This is a genomic window from Desulfobacter sp. (genome assembly GCF_050177295.1).
Map to the genome: position 1 here is coordinate 1 of NZ_JBFXHE010000049.1, position 18,231 is coordinate 18,231.

Annotated in this window: 17 protein-coding genes and 1 pseudogene; 12 read left to right on the forward strand and 6 right to left on the reverse strand. The window is 47.3% G+C overall.

All coding sequences use genetic code 11. The annotated features are described in order from the left end of the window. Positions 1-69: 69 nt before the first annotated feature. The 10 genes from lysS to AB7U36_RS06025 are packed head-to-tail and all read left to right on the forward strand — an operon-like array spanning position 70 to position 11,785. On the forward strand, positions 70-1,548 hold the full coding sequence (lysS, locus tag AB7U36_RS05980) for a lysine--tRNA ligase (protein WP_428158883.1): 1,479 nt from the start codon (positions 70-72) through the stop codon (positions 1,546-1,548). Between the two features lie 9 nt (positions 1,549-1,557). Next, positions 1,558-2,781 carry a lipoprotein-releasing ABC transporter permease subunit gene (locus AB7U36_RS05985; RefSeq protein ID WP_428158884.1) on the forward strand — a complete coding sequence of 408 codons (1,224 nt, stop codon included), beginning with the start codon at positions 1,558-1,560 and terminating at the stop codon, positions 2,779-2,781. Next, positions 2,774-3,457 (forward strand): ABC transporter ATP-binding protein, encoded by a 684-nt coding sequence (locus AB7U36_RS05990; RefSeq protein ID WP_428158885.1) that lies wholly within the window; start codon positions 2,774-2,776, stop codon positions 3,455-3,457. The genes AB7U36_RS05985 and AB7U36_RS05990 overlap by 8 nt, the downstream gene beginning before the upstream one ends. A gap of 40 nt (positions 3,458-3,497) precedes the next feature. Next, entirely contained in the window at positions 3,498-6,134 is a 2,637-nt protein-coding gene (gene bamA, locus AB7U36_RS05995) for an outer membrane protein assembly factor BamA (protein WP_428158886.1), read from the forward strand. A gap of 30 nt (positions 6,135-6,164) precedes the next feature. Beyond that, a complete protein-coding gene (locus AB7U36_RS06000) occupies positions 6,165-6,698 on the forward strand; it encodes an OmpH family outer membrane protein (protein WP_428158887.1) in 534 nt (177 codons plus the stop codon). A gap of 3 nt (positions 6,699-6,701) precedes the next feature. Then, the gene (gene lpxD / locus AB7U36_RS06005; protein WP_428158888.1) at positions 6,702-7,739 is read left to right on the forward strand and encodes a UDP-3-O-(3-hydroxymyristoyl)glucosamine N-acyltransferase; all 1,038 of its coding nucleotides are present in this window, start codon (positions 6,702-6,704) and stop codon (positions 7,737-7,739) included. After that, entirely contained in the window at positions 7,736-8,515 is a 780-nt protein-coding gene (gene lpxA, locus AB7U36_RS06010; protein WP_428158889.1) for an acyl-ACP--UDP-N-acetylglucosamine O-acyltransferase, read from the forward strand. The genes lpxD and lpxA overlap by 4 nt, the downstream gene beginning before the upstream one ends. A gap of 5 nt (positions 8,516-8,520) precedes the next feature. Further along, positions 8,521-9,372, forward strand: coding sequence for an LpxI family protein (locus tag AB7U36_RS06015; RefSeq protein WP_428158890.1), 852 nt, complete (start codon positions 8,521-8,523; stop codon positions 9,370-9,372). Continuing rightward, a complete protein-coding gene (lpxB, locus tag AB7U36_RS06020) occupies positions 9,365-10,522 on the forward strand; it encodes a lipid-A-disaccharide synthase (protein WP_428158891.1) in 1,158 nt (385 codons plus the stop codon). Before AB7U36_RS06015 ends, lpxB begins: the two co-directional genes overlap by 8 nt. 15 nt (positions 10,523-10,537) lie before the next feature. Continuing rightward, positions 10,538-11,785: a hemolysin family protein gene (locus AB7U36_RS06025; RefSeq protein ID WP_428158892.1), complete on the forward strand. Its 1,248-nt coding sequence runs from the start codon at positions 10,538-10,540 to the stop codon at positions 11,783-11,785. A gap of 247 nt (positions 11,786-12,032) precedes the next feature. Here AB7U36_RS06025 and amrB read toward each other — a convergent pair whose 3' ends face one another. From amrB to AB7U36_RS06055, 6 genes are read right to left on the reverse strand one after another with little or no spacing between them, the layout of a single operon-like run. Next, positions 12,033-12,929 carry an AmmeMemoRadiSam system protein B gene (amrB, locus tag AB7U36_RS06030; RefSeq protein ID WP_428158893.1) on the reverse strand — a complete coding sequence of 299 codons (897 nt, stop codon included), beginning with the start codon at positions 12,927-12,929 and terminating at the stop codon, positions 12,033-12,035. A 27-nt stretch (positions 12,930-12,956) separates the two neighbouring features. Further along, positions 12,957-13,634 carry a hydrogenase nickel incorporation protein HypB gene (gene hypB, locus AB7U36_RS06035; RefSeq protein ID WP_428158894.1) on the reverse strand — a complete coding sequence of 226 codons (678 nt, stop codon included), beginning with the start codon at positions 13,632-13,634 and terminating at the stop codon, positions 12,957-12,959. A 28-nt stretch (positions 13,635-13,662) separates the two neighbouring features. After that, positions 13,663-14,013: a hydrogenase maturation nickel metallochaperone HypA gene (locus tag AB7U36_RS06040; protein WP_428158895.1), complete on the reverse strand. Its 351-nt coding sequence runs from the start codon at positions 14,011-14,013 to the stop codon at positions 13,663-13,665. 2 nt (positions 14,014-14,015) lie between these two features. After that, positions 14,016-15,146: a tRNA guanosine(34) transglycosylase Tgt gene (gene tgt, locus AB7U36_RS06045; protein WP_428158896.1), complete on the reverse strand. Its 1,131-nt coding sequence runs from the start codon at positions 15,144-15,146 to the stop codon at positions 14,016-14,018. Positions 15,147-15,167: 21 nt separating this feature from the next. Beyond that, complete coding sequence (gene queA, locus AB7U36_RS06050; RefSeq protein WP_428158897.1) at positions 15,168-16,271, reverse strand: tRNA preQ1(34) S-adenosylmethionine ribosyltransferase-isomerase QueA; 1,104 nt, start codon at positions 16,269-16,271, stop codon at positions 15,168-15,170. Beyond that, positions 16,271-16,462, reverse strand: coding sequence for a DUF2065 domain-containing protein (locus AB7U36_RS06055; protein ID WP_428158898.1), 192 nt, complete (start codon positions 16,460-16,462; stop codon positions 16,271-16,273). Before AB7U36_RS06055 ends, queA begins: the two co-directional genes overlap by 1 nt. A 143-nt stretch (positions 16,463-16,605) precedes the next feature. Between AB7U36_RS06055 and gatB the strand changes: the two genes are divergently transcribed. Beyond that, a complete protein-coding gene (gatB, locus tag AB7U36_RS06060) occupies positions 16,606-18,030 on the forward strand; it encodes an Asp-tRNA(Asn)/Glu-tRNA(Gln) amidotransferase subunit GatB (RefSeq protein ID WP_428158899.1) in 1,425 nt (474 codons plus the stop codon). Positions 18,031-18,042: 12 nt separating this feature from the next. After that, a pseudogene (locus tag AB7U36_RS06065) lies at positions 18,043-18,231 on the forward strand (hypothetical protein); the annotation flags it as partial.

An 18,231-nucleotide genomic window follows, 5' to 3' on the forward strand; every position in this document is an offset into this window, starting at 1 on the left:
AAATCAAACCGAAACGACTCTTTTATTAATAAAGCCGGGTCTTAAATATAAACGAAAGCAGCTATTTTTATGGATAACAAAACAAGCAAACTTCTTGATCTTCGCAAAGAAAAGATAAACGAGCTGAAAACCGAAGGCATCAGCCTTTATCCAAATGATTTCAAACCGGGTCACAGTGTTCATGAAGTAAAGGAGATCATAGAAAAAAATGCGGAAACCCTGGGTGAAAACGGAACCCGATTCCGCCTGGCCGGCCGTATGATGGCCATTAATAAAATGGGAAAATCTTCATTTGTCAGATTTCAGGACGCTGGTGAGCAAATGCAGGTATATATCCAGAAAGACAAGGTGGGCGATGATGTGTATGCCCTGTTTAAAAAGCTGGATATCGGCGATTTTATCGGTGTTGAAGGCCCGTTGTTTCAGACAAGAACCGGTGAATGGACCCTGCTTGCCGAAAGTTTTAAACTTTTATCCAAGTCTGTAAGGCCCTTGCCTGAAAAATTTCATGGCATCAAGGATCCTGAAAAAAGATACCGCCAGCGGTACCTTGATCTGATCATGAATGAAAATACCCGGCAGATTTTTAAAAAACGAAGTGCTATTGTAGCTGCCATGAGGCGTTTTTTTGATGAGAACGGATTCATGGAGGTGGAAACGCCCATGATGCAGACATTGCCCGGAGGAGCCGAAGCTACACCGTTTAAAACCTGGCACAATGCACTAGGTATGGAATTGTACCTGCGTATCGCACCGGAGCTGTATCTCAAACGGCTGGTGGTGGGCGGATTTGAGAAAGTGTTTGAAATCAACCGGAATTTCAGGAACGAAGGGGTCTCCACCCGGCATAATCCGGAGTTCACCATGGTCGAGTTCTACCAGGCCTATGCCACCTATGAAGACCTGATGGACCTGACCGAAGAGATGTTTTACACCATTGTCACCCAGATTACCGGGGACAGCCGCATTGAATACCAGGGCCGTACCATTGATTTTTCAAAGGGATGGAAACGCATCTCCATGATAGAGTCCTTATCGGAAATCGGCAGGATTGATCCGGCCATTGTCAATGACACCCAGGCGTTGCTTTTGCACGCTGAAAAGGAAAATATTCAAATCGCCAAAAAGGACCGGCACGGTAAAGTGCTGACCAAGCTTTTTGATGCCCTTGTGGAACCCAAGCTAATCCAGCCCACATTTATTACCGGATATCCGGTGGAAGTGTCCCCCCTGTCCAGGAAAAGCGAATCAGATCAGGAATTTACTGATAGATTTGAATTATTCATTGCCGGAAGGGAGATCGCCAACGGATTTTCAGAAATCAATGATCCCGAAGACCAGTATAACCGTTTTACCATGCAGGTGCGTCAACGTGACGAAGGAAATGATGAAGCCCATATCATGGATGCGGAGTATGTCGAGGCCTTGGAATACGGAATGCCGCCCACGGCAGGGCAGGGCATCGGCATTGACCGTTTTGTCATGCTATTGACAGATGCGGCCTCCATACGAGAGGTGATTCTTTTTCCACATATGAAAAATGCATAAAAGGTCTCTGTGGGGGTAGAATTTTTCATAGCCGGAAAATATCTGCGGGCTAAACGCAAAGAGGGATTTATCTCTCTGATCACCCTTTTGTCCGTGTCAGGTGTTATTCTCGGCGTTATGGCACTGGTGGTGGTTATTGCTGTCATGAGCGGATCGGAAACAGAATTTCGCAACAGAATTCTTGGACTGGAACCGCATATTCTGGCCATGAATTATTCCGGCCACTTTATCCCTGATCCGGACATGGAAAATAAGATCAGGCAGACCCCCGGGGTCACCGCCGTATCTCCCGTCTTATTCGGCCAGGCCATGATACGCACTGCCAACTCTTTTTCCGGCATTATTATCCGGGGAATTGAGCCGGAAAAAGGGGCCGCACTGATCAAAGGATACACACCCGAAGATCTTGAAAACGCATTGAACCCAACAACGATCAAAAAAGGCCTTCCTGGTATTATTCTTGGCCAGTCCCTGGCCCAAGCCGTCAGGGTGATGAAAGGCGACCGTGTGATTCTTATGTCAGCGTCGGGTATTATCTCGCCCATGGGTCAGATTCCGTCCATGAAGCAGTTTGTGGTCACCGGCACCTTTAAATCCGGCATGTCGGAATATGATTCCAGTCTGGCCTATGCCCGGTTGGATCAGGTCCAGGCCCTGGTGTCGGCCAAAGGCAAAATTTCGGCTTTCGGCATCTGGACCGATGAAATATTCAAGGTAAAAGACCTAAGCCAAAACGAACTTGGATTCATCAACTATCCGTATTACCTGCGCAACTGGATGGATATCAACCACAGCCTTTTTTCAGCACTTAAACTTGAAAAAACCGCCATGTTTGTCATTTTAACGCTGATCATACTTGTGGCGGCATTTAATATTGCATCGGCACTGATCATGATGGTTATGGAAAAGACCCGTGATATTGCCGTATTAAAAGCCATGGGCGCCACAAATTCCATGATCCGGCGTATATTTATAATACAAGGGATGATTATCGGCATAATCGGCACGGGTATCGGAACAACCCTTGGGATCGTGATCTGTTACATCCTTAAACGATACGAGTTTATCAAGCTGCCCGAGGCATACCCTTTTTCCACTCTTCCGGTTCAGCTTGAATATTCAGATGTCATTTTAACCGCTGTCTCTGCTCTGGTGATCTGTTTTCTGGCCACTTTGTATCCTTCTTTTAGGGCGTCACGAATGAATCCGGTGGAGGCCATAAGATATGGATGAGATGCCGCTGATTCAACTAAACAGGGTTTCACGGTTTTTTGTATCCAAAACAGCTAGGCTGGATATTTTGCACAAGGCAGATCTGACCATACAACAGGGAGAGACCATTGCCATTGTGGGGGCTTCAGGTATTGGAAAATCCACCCTGCTTAACATTATCGGTACCCTTGACAAGCCCAATGAGGGAAGTCTGCTGTTCAGTGGTGAACAGATCCTGGGGCACAATGATGAAAAGCTTGCAGCCTTTCGAAACAAAAATATTGGTTTTGTTTTTCAATTTCACTATTTGCTCCAGGGATTTACAGCCGTTGAAAATGTAATGCTGCCCGGGCTGATCAGTGGTAAATCGAAAAAAACTATTGAAAAACATGCAGCAAATATGCTTGAAAGGGTAGAATTAGGTGCCCGAATCGAATACCGGGTGGAAGACCTGTCCGGCGGTGAGCAGCAGCGGGTGGCCATTGCACGGGCCCTTGTTCTGTCACCGGCCCTGCTGCTGGCTGATGAGCCCACCGGTAATCTGGATCAGAAGAACAGCAGTGCGGTTCACCAACTCTTGAAAGAACTTAACCGGGAAATGGGGATGACTATTATCGTGGTCACCCACAATTCAGATCTGGCCGGTTTAATGGACAGAAGACTGACGTTTAAAGACGGGAAAATCGTGCCGGCATGAAAAGCAATAATTAAGTAAAATAAATTACTTAGGACAAATTATGAAAATTATTAAGTTCAGGGTATTGCTTGCAGCATTTTTTTGCCTTTGGGGAGCAAGTATTTTGTCTGCCGAGGAGCAGACTGCAGTCGCACTTTTTCCCTTCCATGTTCAGGCAGAGCAGCCCGATGAAAAAATTGCGCCGGCCCTGTCAAAAATGCTGAAGGAAAAACTTGAAAAAGACGGCGTAACCGTAGTGGTTACCGACGCCGTTGTTGACACAAGTGACTGGGAATACGACCAGTTCCACCGGGAGGGTATCCGTTTAGGTGTTGACTGGATCATTACCGGCGATATTTTTATAGCCGGGCAGGCTGTGAGCATTGATTCGCAGATGCACAAGGTGTATGAAAACCAGGTGCCCTTAACCTTTTTTTCACAATCCCCAAGCCTGGCGGAGTTGTATGCAGGCATGACCTCCCTGGAAAAAGATATTATCGGGGAACTGTTTCAGCAGAAAATCATTTCAGCCGTGACCATTAAAGGCAATGTGCGTGTTGATGCAGATGCGATCCAAAGGGTGATCTCATCCCAAAAAGGTGATCTTCTAAATCGCACCGCTTTAGATAATGACCTGAACAGCGTGTATAAAATGGGTTATTTTGATGATGTGGTCATCAAAAAACAGAACATGGATAAAGGGGTTGAAGTCATTTTTGAAGTCCGGGAAAAACCCAGTGTCCGTAATATCCGTTTTGAAAATAATAATGTTTATAAGGAAGAAGAATTATTTGAGGTTGTAGGGACATCAACCGGGTCCATTCTCAATGCATTTAAGCTGAACAATGATGTGGATAAACTCAAACGTCTGTATTATGAAAAAAACTATCATAACTGCCGGATTTCCTATGATATCAAACCATTGAAAAACCACCAGGCCGATATTGTTTTCAATATCGAAGAAGGTGAAAAAGTAAAAATCACAACCATTGAATTTGAAGGCAATAAATATTTTGACGATGATGATATCAAAGATGAGATGAAGACCCGGGAAAAGGGATTCTGGTCATTTGTAACATCCTCGGGAGAACTTGACGAAGCTGAACTTGATAATGATGTGCTTCGCATAGAATCCCTTTATAAGAACAACGGATTTATCAATGTCAAAGTATCTGACCCGGTGGTGAATCTGGGAACCAAAGAGATTACCATCCGGTTTAAAATTGATGAGGGAGATCAATATAAAAATGGGGTGGTCAGCATCAAGGGTGATATCCTTACCACCGAAGAAGAACTTTTGGCGCTTCTGGTTTCCCAGAAATCCGAATTGTATAACAGGGAACTTATCCGCAAGGATATGATTACCCTTAACGATTTTTATGCCAACCAGGGGTATGCCAATGTCAGGGTAATCCCCAGGGTGGATAAGAATGACGCGGAATCAATTGTAAATATCAGCTTTGATATTGAGAAGGGGTCGCTTGTCTACTTCAATCGGATCATTATTACCGGCAACGAAAAAACCAGGGACAAGGTTATCAGAAGAGAACTTGCCATTGAAGAGCAAGGCCTTTACAGCATGAAAAAAATCCAGCGCTCCAACAGGAACCTGGTATACAAAGATTATTTCCAGACTATCGACATCAAACCGGTTGAAACTAAAGAAGAAAACAAACGGGACGTTCAGATCACCGTTGAAGAAAAATCCACCGGGAACTTTGCATTTGGCGGCGGTTTCTCCAGTGATGACGGACCGTTCGGTCAGTTCTCCGTTGAGGAGCGTAACCTTTTCGGAAAAGGTCAGATCGCCAAATTCACCGTTCGGATGTCCGGCGAAAATGCGTTGTATAATATCGGATTCACCGAACCCTGGCTGTTTGACAAGCCCATTTCAGCCGGGTTTGACATTTATAAATTTGAAAATGAATACGATTATTATGAAAAGGACGCCATGGGGATCACCCTGCGGGCTGCCACCCGGAGCTTCTGGGACTACACCACTATTGGTTTGATTTACAACATTGAGCACTTTGATATCGAAGATGTGGAATCCGAGAATACATCGGTAACCGAAGGCTCTTATCTGACCTCAAGTATTACGCCCTATATCAGTTATGATTCAAGGAACCATAGTTTTCTGCCCACAGAGGGCATGTACCATAAACTGTCCGTTGAGTATGCGGGCGAAATTTTAGGCGGAGAGATTGATTTTACCAAGTATCTTGCGGAATCGGCAGTGTTTTTTCCTTTGTTCTGGAAATTTTCAGCCGGTATTTATGCCAAGGGAGGATACCTTGATGACAGAACTGATGGGGATCCGGACATCGACTGGGAGCGCTTTTATCTTGGCGGCATCAACTCCATCAGGGGGTTTGACGACACAGACATCAACGGTACCAGAAATGGTTCCTCCATTGAGGTTGGTGGTGAAAGATTTTTCCAGTTCAATATTGAACTGGTGTTTCCCATTGCAGAGGAACAGGCGGTTTACGGCATTTTTTTCTATGACAGAGGTGATGTATATAACCACGGTGAAAATATTGACTTTGGCGATCAGTTTTCCAGCTCAGGCTTTGAACTCAGATGGAATTCCCCCATGGGACCCATCAGGCTGGCCTATGGTATGGTGGTAGACGGAAAAGATGTTAAGAATACAGGTGATGGGCAGTTTGACTTTTCAATTGGTGCATTTTTCTAAAAAATTAAAAATTTATCTTCGGAGGCATAAATGAAAAAAAGTATTATGGTTCCGGCAGTTCTGATTATTGCCGCAATGTTCGCTTCTATTGCATTTGCAGCGGATGCAACTAAAATAGGGGTGATCAATTTTGAGAAAATATTACAAGAATCCAGCCCCGGCAAAGTGATGCAAAAAGAGCTTAAGGCAAAACGGGATCAACTTCAGGGAAAATTTCAGGCTGAGGGAAAGAAATTTGAAGACATGAACGCGGCGTTAGAGCGTGAAGCCCTTGTGCTCAGCGCTGAAAAAAAACTTGAGCGTCAAAGGGAACTGCGGGACAAAGCAGATGACCTAAAAAAAATGAATGCCGATTATACCCAGGAAATGCAAATTCTGCAAAATAAGCGGATTAATCAGATACAAAAAGACATCTTTGATATCACCAACAAAATAGGAACGGCAAAGGGATATATTCTGATCATTGAAAAAAACCGCGCCGGTGTTATCTATGCTGCAGATAAGGTGGATATCACCGATGAGGTAATTAAAGAATACAATTCAATATACGCTAAGAAAAAATAATTCATGCTTACAGCAGACCAAATAGCTGCCATGGTCAATGCCCGGATACATGGGGATCCGGGTATAACCATTTCCGGGGTATCCTCCTTTGACGATGCAGGGCCCAGTGATCTGACTTTTGCGGTGGATCATTCTTTTTATTCCCGGCTTAATGAAACAAAGGCCGGCATCATCCTTGTTCCCAACGATGTCCCTGGGGTTTCCGGCATAACACTTCTTTACAGCGATAATCCGAAACTGGCATTCTTTAAAGTTGTGGAACATCTGATGCCTGCGGAGCCGTTGAAAGAATTTATTCACTCTTCGGCTGTGATATCAGATGACGTTATTATTGGTGACGGCACACGCATTGAGGCCCATGTCAGCATAGGGCAGGGCTGCACCATTGGCAGTCATGTCCACATCATGGCCAATACGGTGATCGGAAAGCAATGCCGGATCAATGATTTCTGCCGGATCAGCCCCAATAGCACCCTGGCAGATAAAACACGAATAGGCCGGCAAACCATTATTCATCCCAATTGCGTCATCGGCTCCGACGGGTTTGGATTTGTCCAGGATGGCCATGCCCATGCCAAGTTAGTCCATACAGGGTACGTCCATATCGGTGACTGCTGTGAAATCGGTGCCTGTAACACCATTGACAGGGGAACCCTAGGCATAACCCGCATCGGCAACGGCGTTAAAACGGATAACCAGGTCCATATCGCCCACAATGTTAAAATAGGAGACAATACACTGGTGGTGGCCCAGGTGGGTATTGCCGGGAGCACCACCATCGGCAGAGACGTCATCATTGCAGGAAAAGCCGGAATTTCCGGCCACCTGAATATAGGAGACGGGGCCATTGTCGGCCCCTATGCCGGCGTCGCCAGCGATGTTCCTGCCGGCGATGTTGTGTCAGGCATCCCCCACATGCCCCATAAAATCTGGCTGAAAGTATCCCGCGTCATACCCCGGCTACCCAGTTTAAGAACACAACTGCTTTCCATTGAAAAACGGATAAAAAAGCTGGAAAGCAGTCCGACGGAGCAACCATGATTCAACCGATTCATTCAACGGCAATTATTGATTCATCTGCCAGGATAGGTGAGAATGTCACCATTGGCCCTTATACCATTGTCAAAGGAGATGTTACCATTGGATCCGGCACCACCATAGGGCCTTACTGCACCATCGATGACCATGTCACCATCGGCCCGGACTGTAATATTTTTCAGTATGCCTCCATTGGCGGTGCCCCCCAGGATCTCAAATTTCATGGAGAAACCACCTACCTTACCATTGGCAGGGGATCCATTATCCGGGAATTTGTCACCATTAACAGAGGCACAGGTTTTGGCGGAGGGCTGACGGAAGTAGGTGAAGAAAACTATCTGATGGCCTACACCCACATTGCCCATGACTGCAAAACCGGCAAAGGCGTCATCCTTGCCAACAACGCAACCCTTGCAGGACACATTGAAATCGGAAACTATGCCACCGTAGGGGGCCTTGTGGCCATTCACCAGTTTGTCAAAATCGGAGACTATGCCTACATCGGCGGTAAATCCGCTGTGGTAAAAGACATTCCGCCCTTTGTCATTGCCGCAGGTGACAGGGCCACCCTGCATGGACTGAATAATGTGGGGCTCAAGCGCCATAATTTTGAGCCTTGTGTCATCCGTCAGTTGAAAAAAGCGTACCGGATATTTTTCCGGATCGGACTGACAGTGACCCAGGCCGTGGAAAGAACCAAGGCAGAAGTTGAACAACTCCCTGAAATCGTTTCTTTCACTGAATTTATAAAAAACTCCAACCGTGGGGTGACACGTTAAATTCTATGAACGACTCTGAAGGCAATAGTTATTCTTCCCACATCGGTCTGATTGCCGGCGGCGGCCAGTTTCCGATACTTTTCAGCCAAAAGGCACGCGCAAACGGTTATAAAATTATTGGGGCAGGATTCCACAGTGAAACCGATCCCCAACTTGCCGAACTGACCCACCGGTTTGAATGGCTCTATCTTGGTCAGCTCAACAAACTGATCCGCTATTTTAAATCCCATGGTGTCACCAGGGCTCTGCTCATGGGTGCCATCAGCAAGGCCAATATTTTCAAAGATATAAGACCGGATTTCAAAGCCCTTGCCTTTATCGCTAAAACGGTAGGCACCCACGATGACAATATTCTGTCATCTTTTGCGGATCTTTTGGAAAAACAGGGTATTACCCTGGTACCGTCCACCTTTCTTCTGCCGGAACTTATCAGTCCCAAAGGATGCTGGACAAAGCGAAAACCTGACAGGGCGGAAAAAAAAGATATCCAACAAGGATGGAAACTTGCCAAAGCCGTAGGCCGGCTTGATATCGGCCAGTGCCTTGTCATTTCCAATGGTACGGTCCTTGCCGTGGAAGCCATTGACGGCACGGACGCCACCATAGAACGGGGAGGGCGGCTGAGCCGGGGCAATGGGGCCACTATTGTAAAATTATCCAAACCCAACCAGGACTTACGCTTTGATCTGCCCTCATCCGGGTGCACCACCATTGAAACCATGCACCGATCAGGTGCCAGCGTGCTTGTGATTGAAGCTGAAAAATCAATTTCATTTGACCGTGAAAAAATGATTGCCCTTGCAGATAATTACAATATTTGTATCATTGCTGTGACCGAGGATGAAATCCATGAATAAACCGACCCGGCATATCATGATCCTTGCCGGTGAACCTTCAGGTGACTTCCACGGGGCTGCCTTGGTGCGGTCATTAAAATTTCTTTCACCCGGTACCCGGATCACGGGCATTGGCGGTAAAGCCATGGCAGGGCAGGGGGCAGATATTTTCTTTTCCATTGATAAGCTGTCTGCCATGGGACTTATTCAAGTGATCAAGCAAATAGGCACCATTAAACAAGCTTTTTCCCTTGTTAAGCGACGATTGAAAACAGATCTCCCTGATGCTGTTGTGCTCATTGACTATCCGGGCTTTAATCTGAAAATCGCCGCTTTTATCAAACAGCATTATGACATTCCTGTCTGTTATTATATTGCACCAAAGGTCTGGGCCTGGAATTCCAAGCGCCTGGATACCATTGCAAAAGTCACGGACCATGTGGCACTGATCTTTCCCTTTGAAATCCCCATTTACAAAGCCCAAAAAATTCCTTCCACCTATGTGGGAAATCCCCTGGTGGATGAATACCCCCAAACCCTGCCGATTTTAAACGAAGACAATAAAAAATCCTTGTCAGATGATTTGGTTATCGGTCTGCTTCCCGGTTCAAGATCTGCTGAAATTGATAAACTGCTTCCTGTCATGCTGGATGCAGCCGGCATGATTGCAAAAAATATTGCAAAAAAATGTCCCCATTTAAAATTTCTGATTTCATCAGGCATTAAACAGCATGAAGAACGCATTCAACATATTGTTTTTCATCACCCAAACGGCTATTTATGCCGGATTGTAACCGGACGGCCTAAACAGATTTTTGACCGGGCCAACCTTCTGATTGCAGCATCAGGAACCGTCACGCTGGAAGCTGCTTTAAATCTTGTGCCCACTGTAATTATTTATAAAATGTCCTTTGTGGCCTACCAGCTTGCACAGCTGCTTGTAAAAACCAAATACATCGGGCTTGCCAATTTGGTTGTCGGCAGCCAGGTGATGCCGGAACTGATCCAGGACAATGCCAATGCCGTAACCATCAGTGACACGGTATTATCAATGATACCTGAACTTGAGAATCATAGACAGCAACTTCATCAAGTCCGCAGGCGGTTGGGCCTGCCCGGTGCCCCGAAACGCACGGCGGCCATTATACTTAATCTGATTCACAACCATTAGGAAATATTGTCGTTTATGAGTTTTGAACCGGCCCTGTTATGTATCTGCCTTTTTCTGTCAGGTTTTTTTTCAATGTCTGAAACAGCGCTTTTTTCCATTTCGAAAATTAAAGCCCTTCATATTGCCAAGGATGGTTCAAAGTCCGGCCGGCTTATCCTGGAGATGAAAGAGGACTCCCACACCCTTTTGACCACTATTCTCATTGGTAACAACCTGGTAAACATTGGTGCCTCAGCCCTTGCCACCTCCCTTGCCATTGTTCATTTTCAGTCCAATGCCGTGGGTATTGCCACCGGCACTATGACGCTTCTAATACTTGTTTTTGGGGAAATTTTTCCAAAATCCTTTGCCAACCACAATAATTTGGTGGTTTCAAGGGTGGTCATATATCCCTTATACTGGCTGTCAAAATTTTTATGGCCTTTGATTTTTATCCTTAATTTCATTCCAAAGCTGCACGGCACCATAGACAATTCCCAGGAAACCGTGACCGAGGATGAACTGATGACCATGGTGGAGGTGGTTGAAGGGGACGGCGAGATCAAGGAAGAAGAAAAGGAATACATCACCAATATCTTTGAGTTTGATGACACCTGTTGTTCTGAAATCATGACGCCCCGGGCAGATATGTTTGTGGTGGATGCGGCCGAAGGCTTGGATATTCAAACCATTCTAAAGACAGGATTTTCACGTATCCCGGTGATTGAGGATACCATAGATAATGTTGTGGGGATTCTGCACATCAAGGATTTGTTTGCCGGATACCTGGAAACGGTCGGTTCCGGGAAAAATCCGGACAGCATTGATGTAAAAGGGATTATGAAAAATCCGTATTTCATACCGGAATCAAAAAAACTGGATTCACTGCTCAAAGCCTTTAAGGCAAAAAAGAGCCATATGGCGGTTGTGGTTGATGAATATGGTGGCGTATCCGGTATCGTAACCCTTGAGGATGTGGTTGAAGAAATTTTTGGAGAAATTGCCGATGAGTCCGATAAAAACACACCGGACATTGTCCAGATCAAAGGGAACAAGTGGCTGGTGTCCGGGAAAACAGATATATATCATCTCAACAAAGAACTAAACCTGGGCATTCCTGAATCTGCAAACTACGATACGGTCTCGGGATTTTTCCTGGAACTTGTGGAGCGTATCCCCAATCCCGGGGAATCCATCCTCATGAATAACTGGGTCTTTTCGGTAAAGGACATGGACGGTAATCGAATTCAGTCTTTTATCATTAAACCTGCTGAAGAACCCTGATCAATGCAATATCACAAACTCAATCCAGAGGTCTGATACTCGACTTCTAAGTAACTAAAATTTTCTTCTTGTAATGTTAGTTATTTGTAAAATTGGGTGCAGATGGTATCTGTTTAAAATGTTTTTTGACAAGTTGAGCCAGTTCTTTTCGGGATGAAGGAGTAAAGTGTGGTCAAACAACAGACTCAGGATCACTCCGTGGACTGCGCCCTCTTCGTCAAATTGTTCTGTTTATCCCCTCTGACTGTCAAAGTCTGCTGCACGCCTTAAAAAGCACGCTGCAATATCCCACAAAATCGGCAGTGGGTTGTAACGGATCAAAACTTGAGGCGTAGTCAAGGCAGACACCTTTGACTGCGCCCATTTTTTTTGCAGCAGCAGCAGCAGCACAGGCAGCCCCGGCACAGCACATATTGTGACGGGACAGTCCTTGATGAATAATCTGCTTTTCATCCATGGCTGTTAATGCTTTAATGGCAGCCCCATCGTTTTCCTTTGCAACCCACTCAAACGCAGCCTGGCCTGACCCAGCAGGTTCAAATCCGAATCGCGGACCGTAATGGGTCATGTCTGTGGAACCGATCACAGCCAGGGACCGGCCCAAGGGTTCTGCGGCCCCAACTACGGCAATTCCCAATGCTTGCGCCGCATCCGAAGGCGGTACGGCGCACACCACAATCCGGGCCTTTGGAAAAAAATATTTAATAAATGGGTATTGCAGTTCCAGGGTATTTTCTTCGGGGAACCGGTCGGGTGTCAATTGTTTCAGGTCAAACCCTGCGTCAGCGGCCCGCCGTACCAGAGCATCTGTAATTTCCCGGTCAATCTCAATGGCTCCCAAAGGTGTATCAACGGCTGTACCGTCCAGAATAAAAGCCGGGGAAGCGGCATGCATGTGAACCCCGAAAAGAACAACGGTGTCCACAACCCGGCTGCCATGGGCCAGCGCAGCAAATACCCGGCAGGCAAGTTTTCCGGAGTAGATCCAGCCTGCATGGGGAACAATGCCCGCCACAGGAGTACCTAAAATTTTTGTATCCCCTCCTGCCCCCATATCCCCTCTAAGCCGTTTAATGGCAGACCGGCACTGGTCTGCTGATCCCGGATACCAGGATCCGGCAAATGCCATTTTCTTTACACCCATGATTTGTACCCCAATTTAAATTCCTATTTAAAACCATGAAAACCCCAGTTTTTCCTTCACCCTGGTGCGTAACCATGAAAGCCAGGGCTCAAAGCCTTCCCAGGTCTTGGCGGATAGCTCAAACACCGGCATGCCCGGATGCACCTTGCCCATATTTTCCACAGCCAGGGCCGCATCAAAATCGAGATAGGGCAAAAGATCTATTTTGTTTAAAATGGCAGCATCAGCCACCTGGAACATGAGCGGGTATTTTAAAGGTTTGTCCTCGCCCTCGGTGACGCTTAAAACCACGATTTTTGCATCCTCGCCAATATCAAATTCCGCAGGACAGACCAGGTTGCCGATATTTTCCACGATGAGCAGGTCAAGATCATCGCAACCCAGGGACCTCGCCGATGATTCAATGAGATGGGCTGCCAGATGGCAGTCCCCCCCGAACTGGTCCGTGTTGATCTGGGTTACCTTGGCACCGGTTACAGAAAGCCGGTCCGCATCATTGGTGGTGCAGATATCACCCACAATCACCCCCACCCGGATATCGGGCATCAGCTTTTCCAGGGTCCGGTACAGGGTTTCTGTTTTGCCGGATCCCGGCGATGACATCATGTTCAGGACAAACACCTGTTTCTCTTTAAAAAATGCCCTGTTTCTATCTGCATCTGATTTGTTTCTTTCCAGAACCCGTTTTTGTATATTGATCTCCATGGTTCATTCCTCTTAATTTTAGAGTATTTTAATTGTCAGCCAGTTCTATGGATGAAATCTCAATCTCCCGTCCCGAAATCATGGTCACCTGCCCGGTTTTGCATGCAGGACACCCAAAGGCAGGGATATCTGTCTGCCACTGGTGTTTACAGGTTTCGCATCGCAGGCACACCGGCACCTGTTCGATAACCAGTTCAGCGCTTTCAAGGGGTGTGTCCCTGGTAATCATCTCCAGGCAGAAAGAGAGGCTATGCTCCACCACGGCAGCCAGTTTGCCGATCCTTAAATTCAGCTTCTCCACCCTGGGATTTTTAATATCATCGGGAATGGCGTCCAGGGCGATGACGACCAGCTGCTGGGCAATACCCATCTCATGCATGCTTATTGATCCTGTCTTGCATCAAAAAACTGCTGTTTAAATTCAGGAAACCTGTCTTTCTGTATTGCATGGCGCATTTTAGCCATAAGGTCAAGATAATAATAGAGATTATGAATAGTGTTCAGACGATAGGACAAAAGCTCCCGGGATTTATACAGATGGCGCAGATAAGCCCTTGAATAATTGCGGCAGGTGTAACAGCCACAGGTTTCGTCAATGGGGCGCTCGTCTGTCTTATGTCCGGCATTGGAGATATTGATGATGCCGGTATGGGTAAAAAGCTGGCCGTTTCTGGCATTTCTGGAAGGCATCACACAGTCAAACATGTCGCAGCCCATGCCCACCAAGGTTACAAGGTTTTCAGGCGTGCCCACCCCCATAATATACCGTGGCTTTTTCGACGGCAGAAGCGGCAGGGTGTGGTCGGCCATCTCATACATCACTTCGGTGGGCTCTCCCACGGAAAGACCGCCGATGGCAAAGCCGGGAAAATCAATGGCGGTTATCTGTTCTGCGGATAAAGATCGAAGTGCCTTGACCATTCCACCCTGGACAATGCCGAACAGGTTGTTAACCGCACCGTTTTCCTGCCAGAAGTCAAAGCCTCTTTGGGCCCAGGCCGTGGTTTTGTTCAAGGCGTCAGCTACCTGCTGGTCCGTGGCCGGGTGCCCCTGGCACCAGTCCAGGGACATCATGATATCCGGTCCCAGAATCATCTGGATCCCAACGGCCCGTTCCGGGGAAAAAAAGTGCCTGGAGCCGTCAATATGGGATTGAAAATGAACCCCTTCTTCGGTGAACTTGGCCAGTTTTGCCAAAGAAAAAAACTGGAACCCCCCGGAATCGGTGAGCATGGGCTTATTCCAGGCCGTAAAGGCATGAAGCCCTTTCATGGTTTCAATGACTTCGACGCCTGGCCGCAAATATAAATGATAGGTATTGCCAAGAATAATCTGGGCCCCGCAATGTTCCAGATCTTCCTTTGAAACGGCCTTCACTGATCCCATAGTCCCCACGGGCATGAAAATGGGTGTTTCAATAACACCGTGATCCGTGGTGATTCGTCCCAGACGGGAACGGTCCCGGCCGTCACCTTTTGTACGATTATTTTTTATCAGGTCAAAGTTAAGCATCTTTTGTAAACATTTTAATTTTTACTCAATAAACATGGCATCGCCATAACTGAAAAACCGGTACTTTTCAGCCACAGCGACTCGATAGGCATCCAAAATCCGTTCTCGGTCATAAAAAGCGGAAATCAGCATGAGCAGCGTGGATTCAGGTAAATGGAAATTGGTGATCATGGCATCCACGCATTTGAACCGGTAGCCTGGATAGATAAACAGATTGCACCGGCCCTGGCCGGCGCAAATCCTGCCCCCATCGCCGGCACAGAACTCCAGGGTCCGCACTGCGGTGGTGCCCACGGCAATAATCCTGCGTCCATCCCCACGGGCCTGGTTGATCTTTTCAGCCGTCTGCTCAGTTACAATAAAATATTCCGAGTGGATCTGATGATCCCGGATATCCTTTACCCGCACTGGTACAAAGGTGCCATACCCCACATGCAGGGTAATCCGGACCACGTCCACGCCCCTGGCACAAAGCGTTGCAAGGAGATCTTGTGTAAAATGGAATCCTGCCGTGGGCGCGGCCACAGCACCCTCGGCTGTGGCATAAACCGTCTGGTAATCCTGCCGGTCTTTTTGCTCATGCAATTGTGCATCCGTCTGCGCCTGTGTGCCGGCCCCCTGGCCCGGATTCTGATCCCGTCTTATATAGGGCGGCAGGGGTATTTTGCCTGCTTTTTTCAATCGGGATACAAATTCATTGCCCCCGTCAAAGGACACCACCGATATCCGGTCCCGGTGTTCAATCACCGTGGCCTTGATATCTTGACCCAGATCAAGCACAGTGCCCGGTTCCGGCCTGCGTGACGCCCGGATCAGGCAGTCACACTGAAACCGTCCTGTGTCAGCCAGGTGTTTCATGCCGGCAGCATAATCAATAATAAGAACCTCTACGCGCCCCCCCGTGGGTTTATGACCTAAAAGCCTTGCCGGCACCACCCGGGTGTCATTGACCACCAGCAGATCTCCGGGACGCAGCAGAGCGGATATATCAAGAAATCTGCGATGGCTGATGCCGTGGCTTCTGCGATCCAGGTGCATGAGACGGGACAGGCTTCTGTGTTCGCAGGGTGTCTGGGCAATCAGGGATTCGGGCAGGCCATAGCTGTAATCAGACAGATTGTACATCAGCCGGCCCCCATGGAAAGGTATACCACCGCCAGGCCCGCCAGCATCATAAAGAAGCCGAACCGCCTCAGGGAGCCTTCGGGCATTTGCAGGATCATCGTTACCATCTGCCGCATCTTGTGGGGCGCGATGAAATAGGGCAGCCCTTCCACAATCATAACCATGCCCATCACACCGAAAAAAAATTTCATTGAAATGATTTCCTTTTATCCTTTATTATTCGAGGTACCCTTGATAATTAAAAATATCAAGGTTATAAAGGAAGGCTGGTAAGAACTCAACCCCGGACATGGACATCTTCATGCGCCGGGTACCCAAAGGAACCAAACATCATATGATATTTGAACCTGTTATCGGACTTGAGGTCCACGCCCAGCTCAAAACAGAGACTAAAATTTTCTGCAGCTGCTCAACCGCTTTTGGCAAAGCCCCCAACGCCAACACCTGCCCGGTATGCACGGGCATGCCAGGGGTGTTACCGGTCCTGAATAAACAGGCCGTCACCTTTGCAGTCAAGGCCGGCCTTGCCACCCACTGCACCATCAATCGGGAAAGCCGGTTTGACAGAAAAAATTATTTCTACCCGGATCTTCCCAAGGGTTACCAGATCACCCAGTATGCGAAACCCATTGCCGAACACGGCTTTCTGGATATTGAAGCAGATGCAGGGCAAAAACGCATCGGCATCACCCGCATTCACATGGAGGAAGATGCCGGAAAACTGATCCACGATTCCTTGCGGGGAAAAAGTATGGTGGACTTGAACAGAACTGGGGTGCCTCTTATTGAGATTGTCAGTGAACCTGATCTTCGCACGGCTGCCCAAGCCAGTGCATACTTAAAAAAACTGCATGCCATTTTAAAGTACATTGACGTATGTGACGGAAACATGGAACAAGGCTCATTCAGATGCGACGCCAATGTCTCCCTGCGGCCCCAGGGTCAGGCGGAATTCGGCACCCGGGCCGAGCTTAAAAATCTGAACTCCTTTAAACATGTGGAAAAAGCCATTCTGTACGAAATCCAGCGTCAGACCTATGTCCTTGAAGAGGGTGGGCAGGTCATTCAGGAAACCCGCTTGTGGGATCCGGCCCAAAATCGCACAGTATCCATGCGGGGCAAGGAAGAGGCCCACGATTACAGATATTTCCCGGATCCCGACCTTGTGCCATTGATTGTGGACGATGCCTGGATCCAGGAAGTCCTTACCAGCATGCCGGAATTGCCGGACGAGAAAAAGGAGCGGTTTATCCGGGAATACAGCCTGTCTGAATATGATGCCGGTGTTTTAACCGCCAGCCTGGACATGGCCAATTTTTTTGAGGATACCATTAAACCATTAAAAAACATCAAGCAGGCCGCCAACTGGACCATGACCACACTTATGGGCATGCTTAATGCCAAGGGCATTGAAATCTGTGATTCACCTGTGTCAGCCCGTGGATTTTCAAAACTTCTTGGGCTTCTGGAATCTTCCCGGATCAATGCTAATGCCGCCAAAACCGTTTTTGAACAAATGGTTGAAACCGGCAAAGATCCTGAATCCATAGTCAAAGAGAAAGGCCTTGAACAGGTATCGGACCAGGGTGAGCTTGAAGCAATGGTGGATGCGGTTATTCAGGAAAACCCGGAGGAGGCAAAAGCTTACAAAGAAGGAAAAACCAAGCTGTTCAGCTTTTTCATGGGCCAGGTCATGAAAAAAACCCGTGGCAAGGCTGACCCCAAAGTGGTCACGCCCATGCTCAAATCAAAATTGTAACGGGAGAAGCAAATGAAGAAATCACCCTCATTTTTCAAAGGCATTATGTCCGTTTTTATCCTTGCCGGATTGAGCTTTGCACATACAGCGGCCTTTGCAAACACCCCTGAAACCCTTGCAGTCCTTTCCTTTAACATCAATGCCGACAAGAAGCTGGACTATATTAAAAAAGGCATTTCAACCATGCTCTATTCCAGGCTC

Coding starts and splice junctions, on each gene's coding strand:
- amrB (WP_428158893.1), bottom strand. CDS start 12,929: ATGGGTGTAAAGAAAATGGCATTTGCCGGATCCTGGTATCCGGGATCA.
- lpxA (WP_428158889.1), top strand. CDS start 7,736: ATGATTCAACCGATTCATTCAACGGCAATTATTGATTCATCTGCCAGG.
- AB7U36_RS06040 (WP_428158895.1), bottom strand. CDS start 14,013: ATGCATGAGATGGGTATTGCCCAGCAGCTGGTCGTCATCGCCCTGGAC.
- AB7U36_RS06025 (WP_428158892.1), top strand. CDS start 10,538: ATGAGTTTTGAACCGGCCCTGTTATGTATCTGCCTTTTTCTGTCAGGT.
- lpxB (WP_428158891.1), top strand. CDS start 9,365: ATGAATAAACCGACCCGGCATATCATGATCCTTGCCGGTGAACCTTCA.
- AB7U36_RS05990 (WP_428158885.1), top strand. CDS start 2,774: ATGGATGAGATGCCGCTGATTCAACTAAACAGGGTTTCACGGTTTTTT.
- bamA (WP_428158886.1), top strand. CDS start 3,498: ATGAAAATTATTAAGTTCAGGGTATTGCTTGCAGCATTTTTTTGCCTT.
- AB7U36_RS06055 (WP_428158898.1), bottom strand. CDS start 16,462: ATGAAATTTTTTTTCGGTGTGATGGGCATGGTTATGATTGTGGAAGGG.
- lpxD (WP_428158888.1), top strand. CDS start 6,702: ATGCTTACAGCAGACCAAATAGCTGCCATGGTCAATGCCCGGATACAT.
- gatB (WP_428158899.1), top strand. CDS start 16,606: ATGATATTTGAACCTGTTATCGGACTTGAGGTCCACGCCCAGCTCAAA.
- AB7U36_RS06000 (WP_428158887.1), top strand. CDS start 6,165: ATGAAAAAAAGTATTATGGTTCCGGCAGTTCTGATTATTGCCGCAATG.
- tgt (WP_428158896.1), bottom strand. CDS start 15,146: ATGCTTAACTTTGACCTGATAAAAAATAATCGTACAAAAGGTGACGGC.
- queA (WP_428158897.1), bottom strand. CDS start 16,271: ATGTACAATCTGTCTGATTACAGCTATGGCCTGCCCGAATCCCTGATT.
- AB7U36_RS06015 (WP_428158890.1), top strand. CDS start 8,521: ATGAACGACTCTGAAGGCAATAGTTATTCTTCCCACATCGGTCTGATT.
- lysS (WP_428158883.1), top strand. CDS start 70: ATGGATAACAAAACAAGCAAACTTCTTGATCTTCGCAAAGAAAAGATA.
- hypB (WP_428158894.1), bottom strand. CDS start 13,634: ATGGAGATCAATATACAAAAACGGGTTCTGGAAAGAAACAAATCAGAT.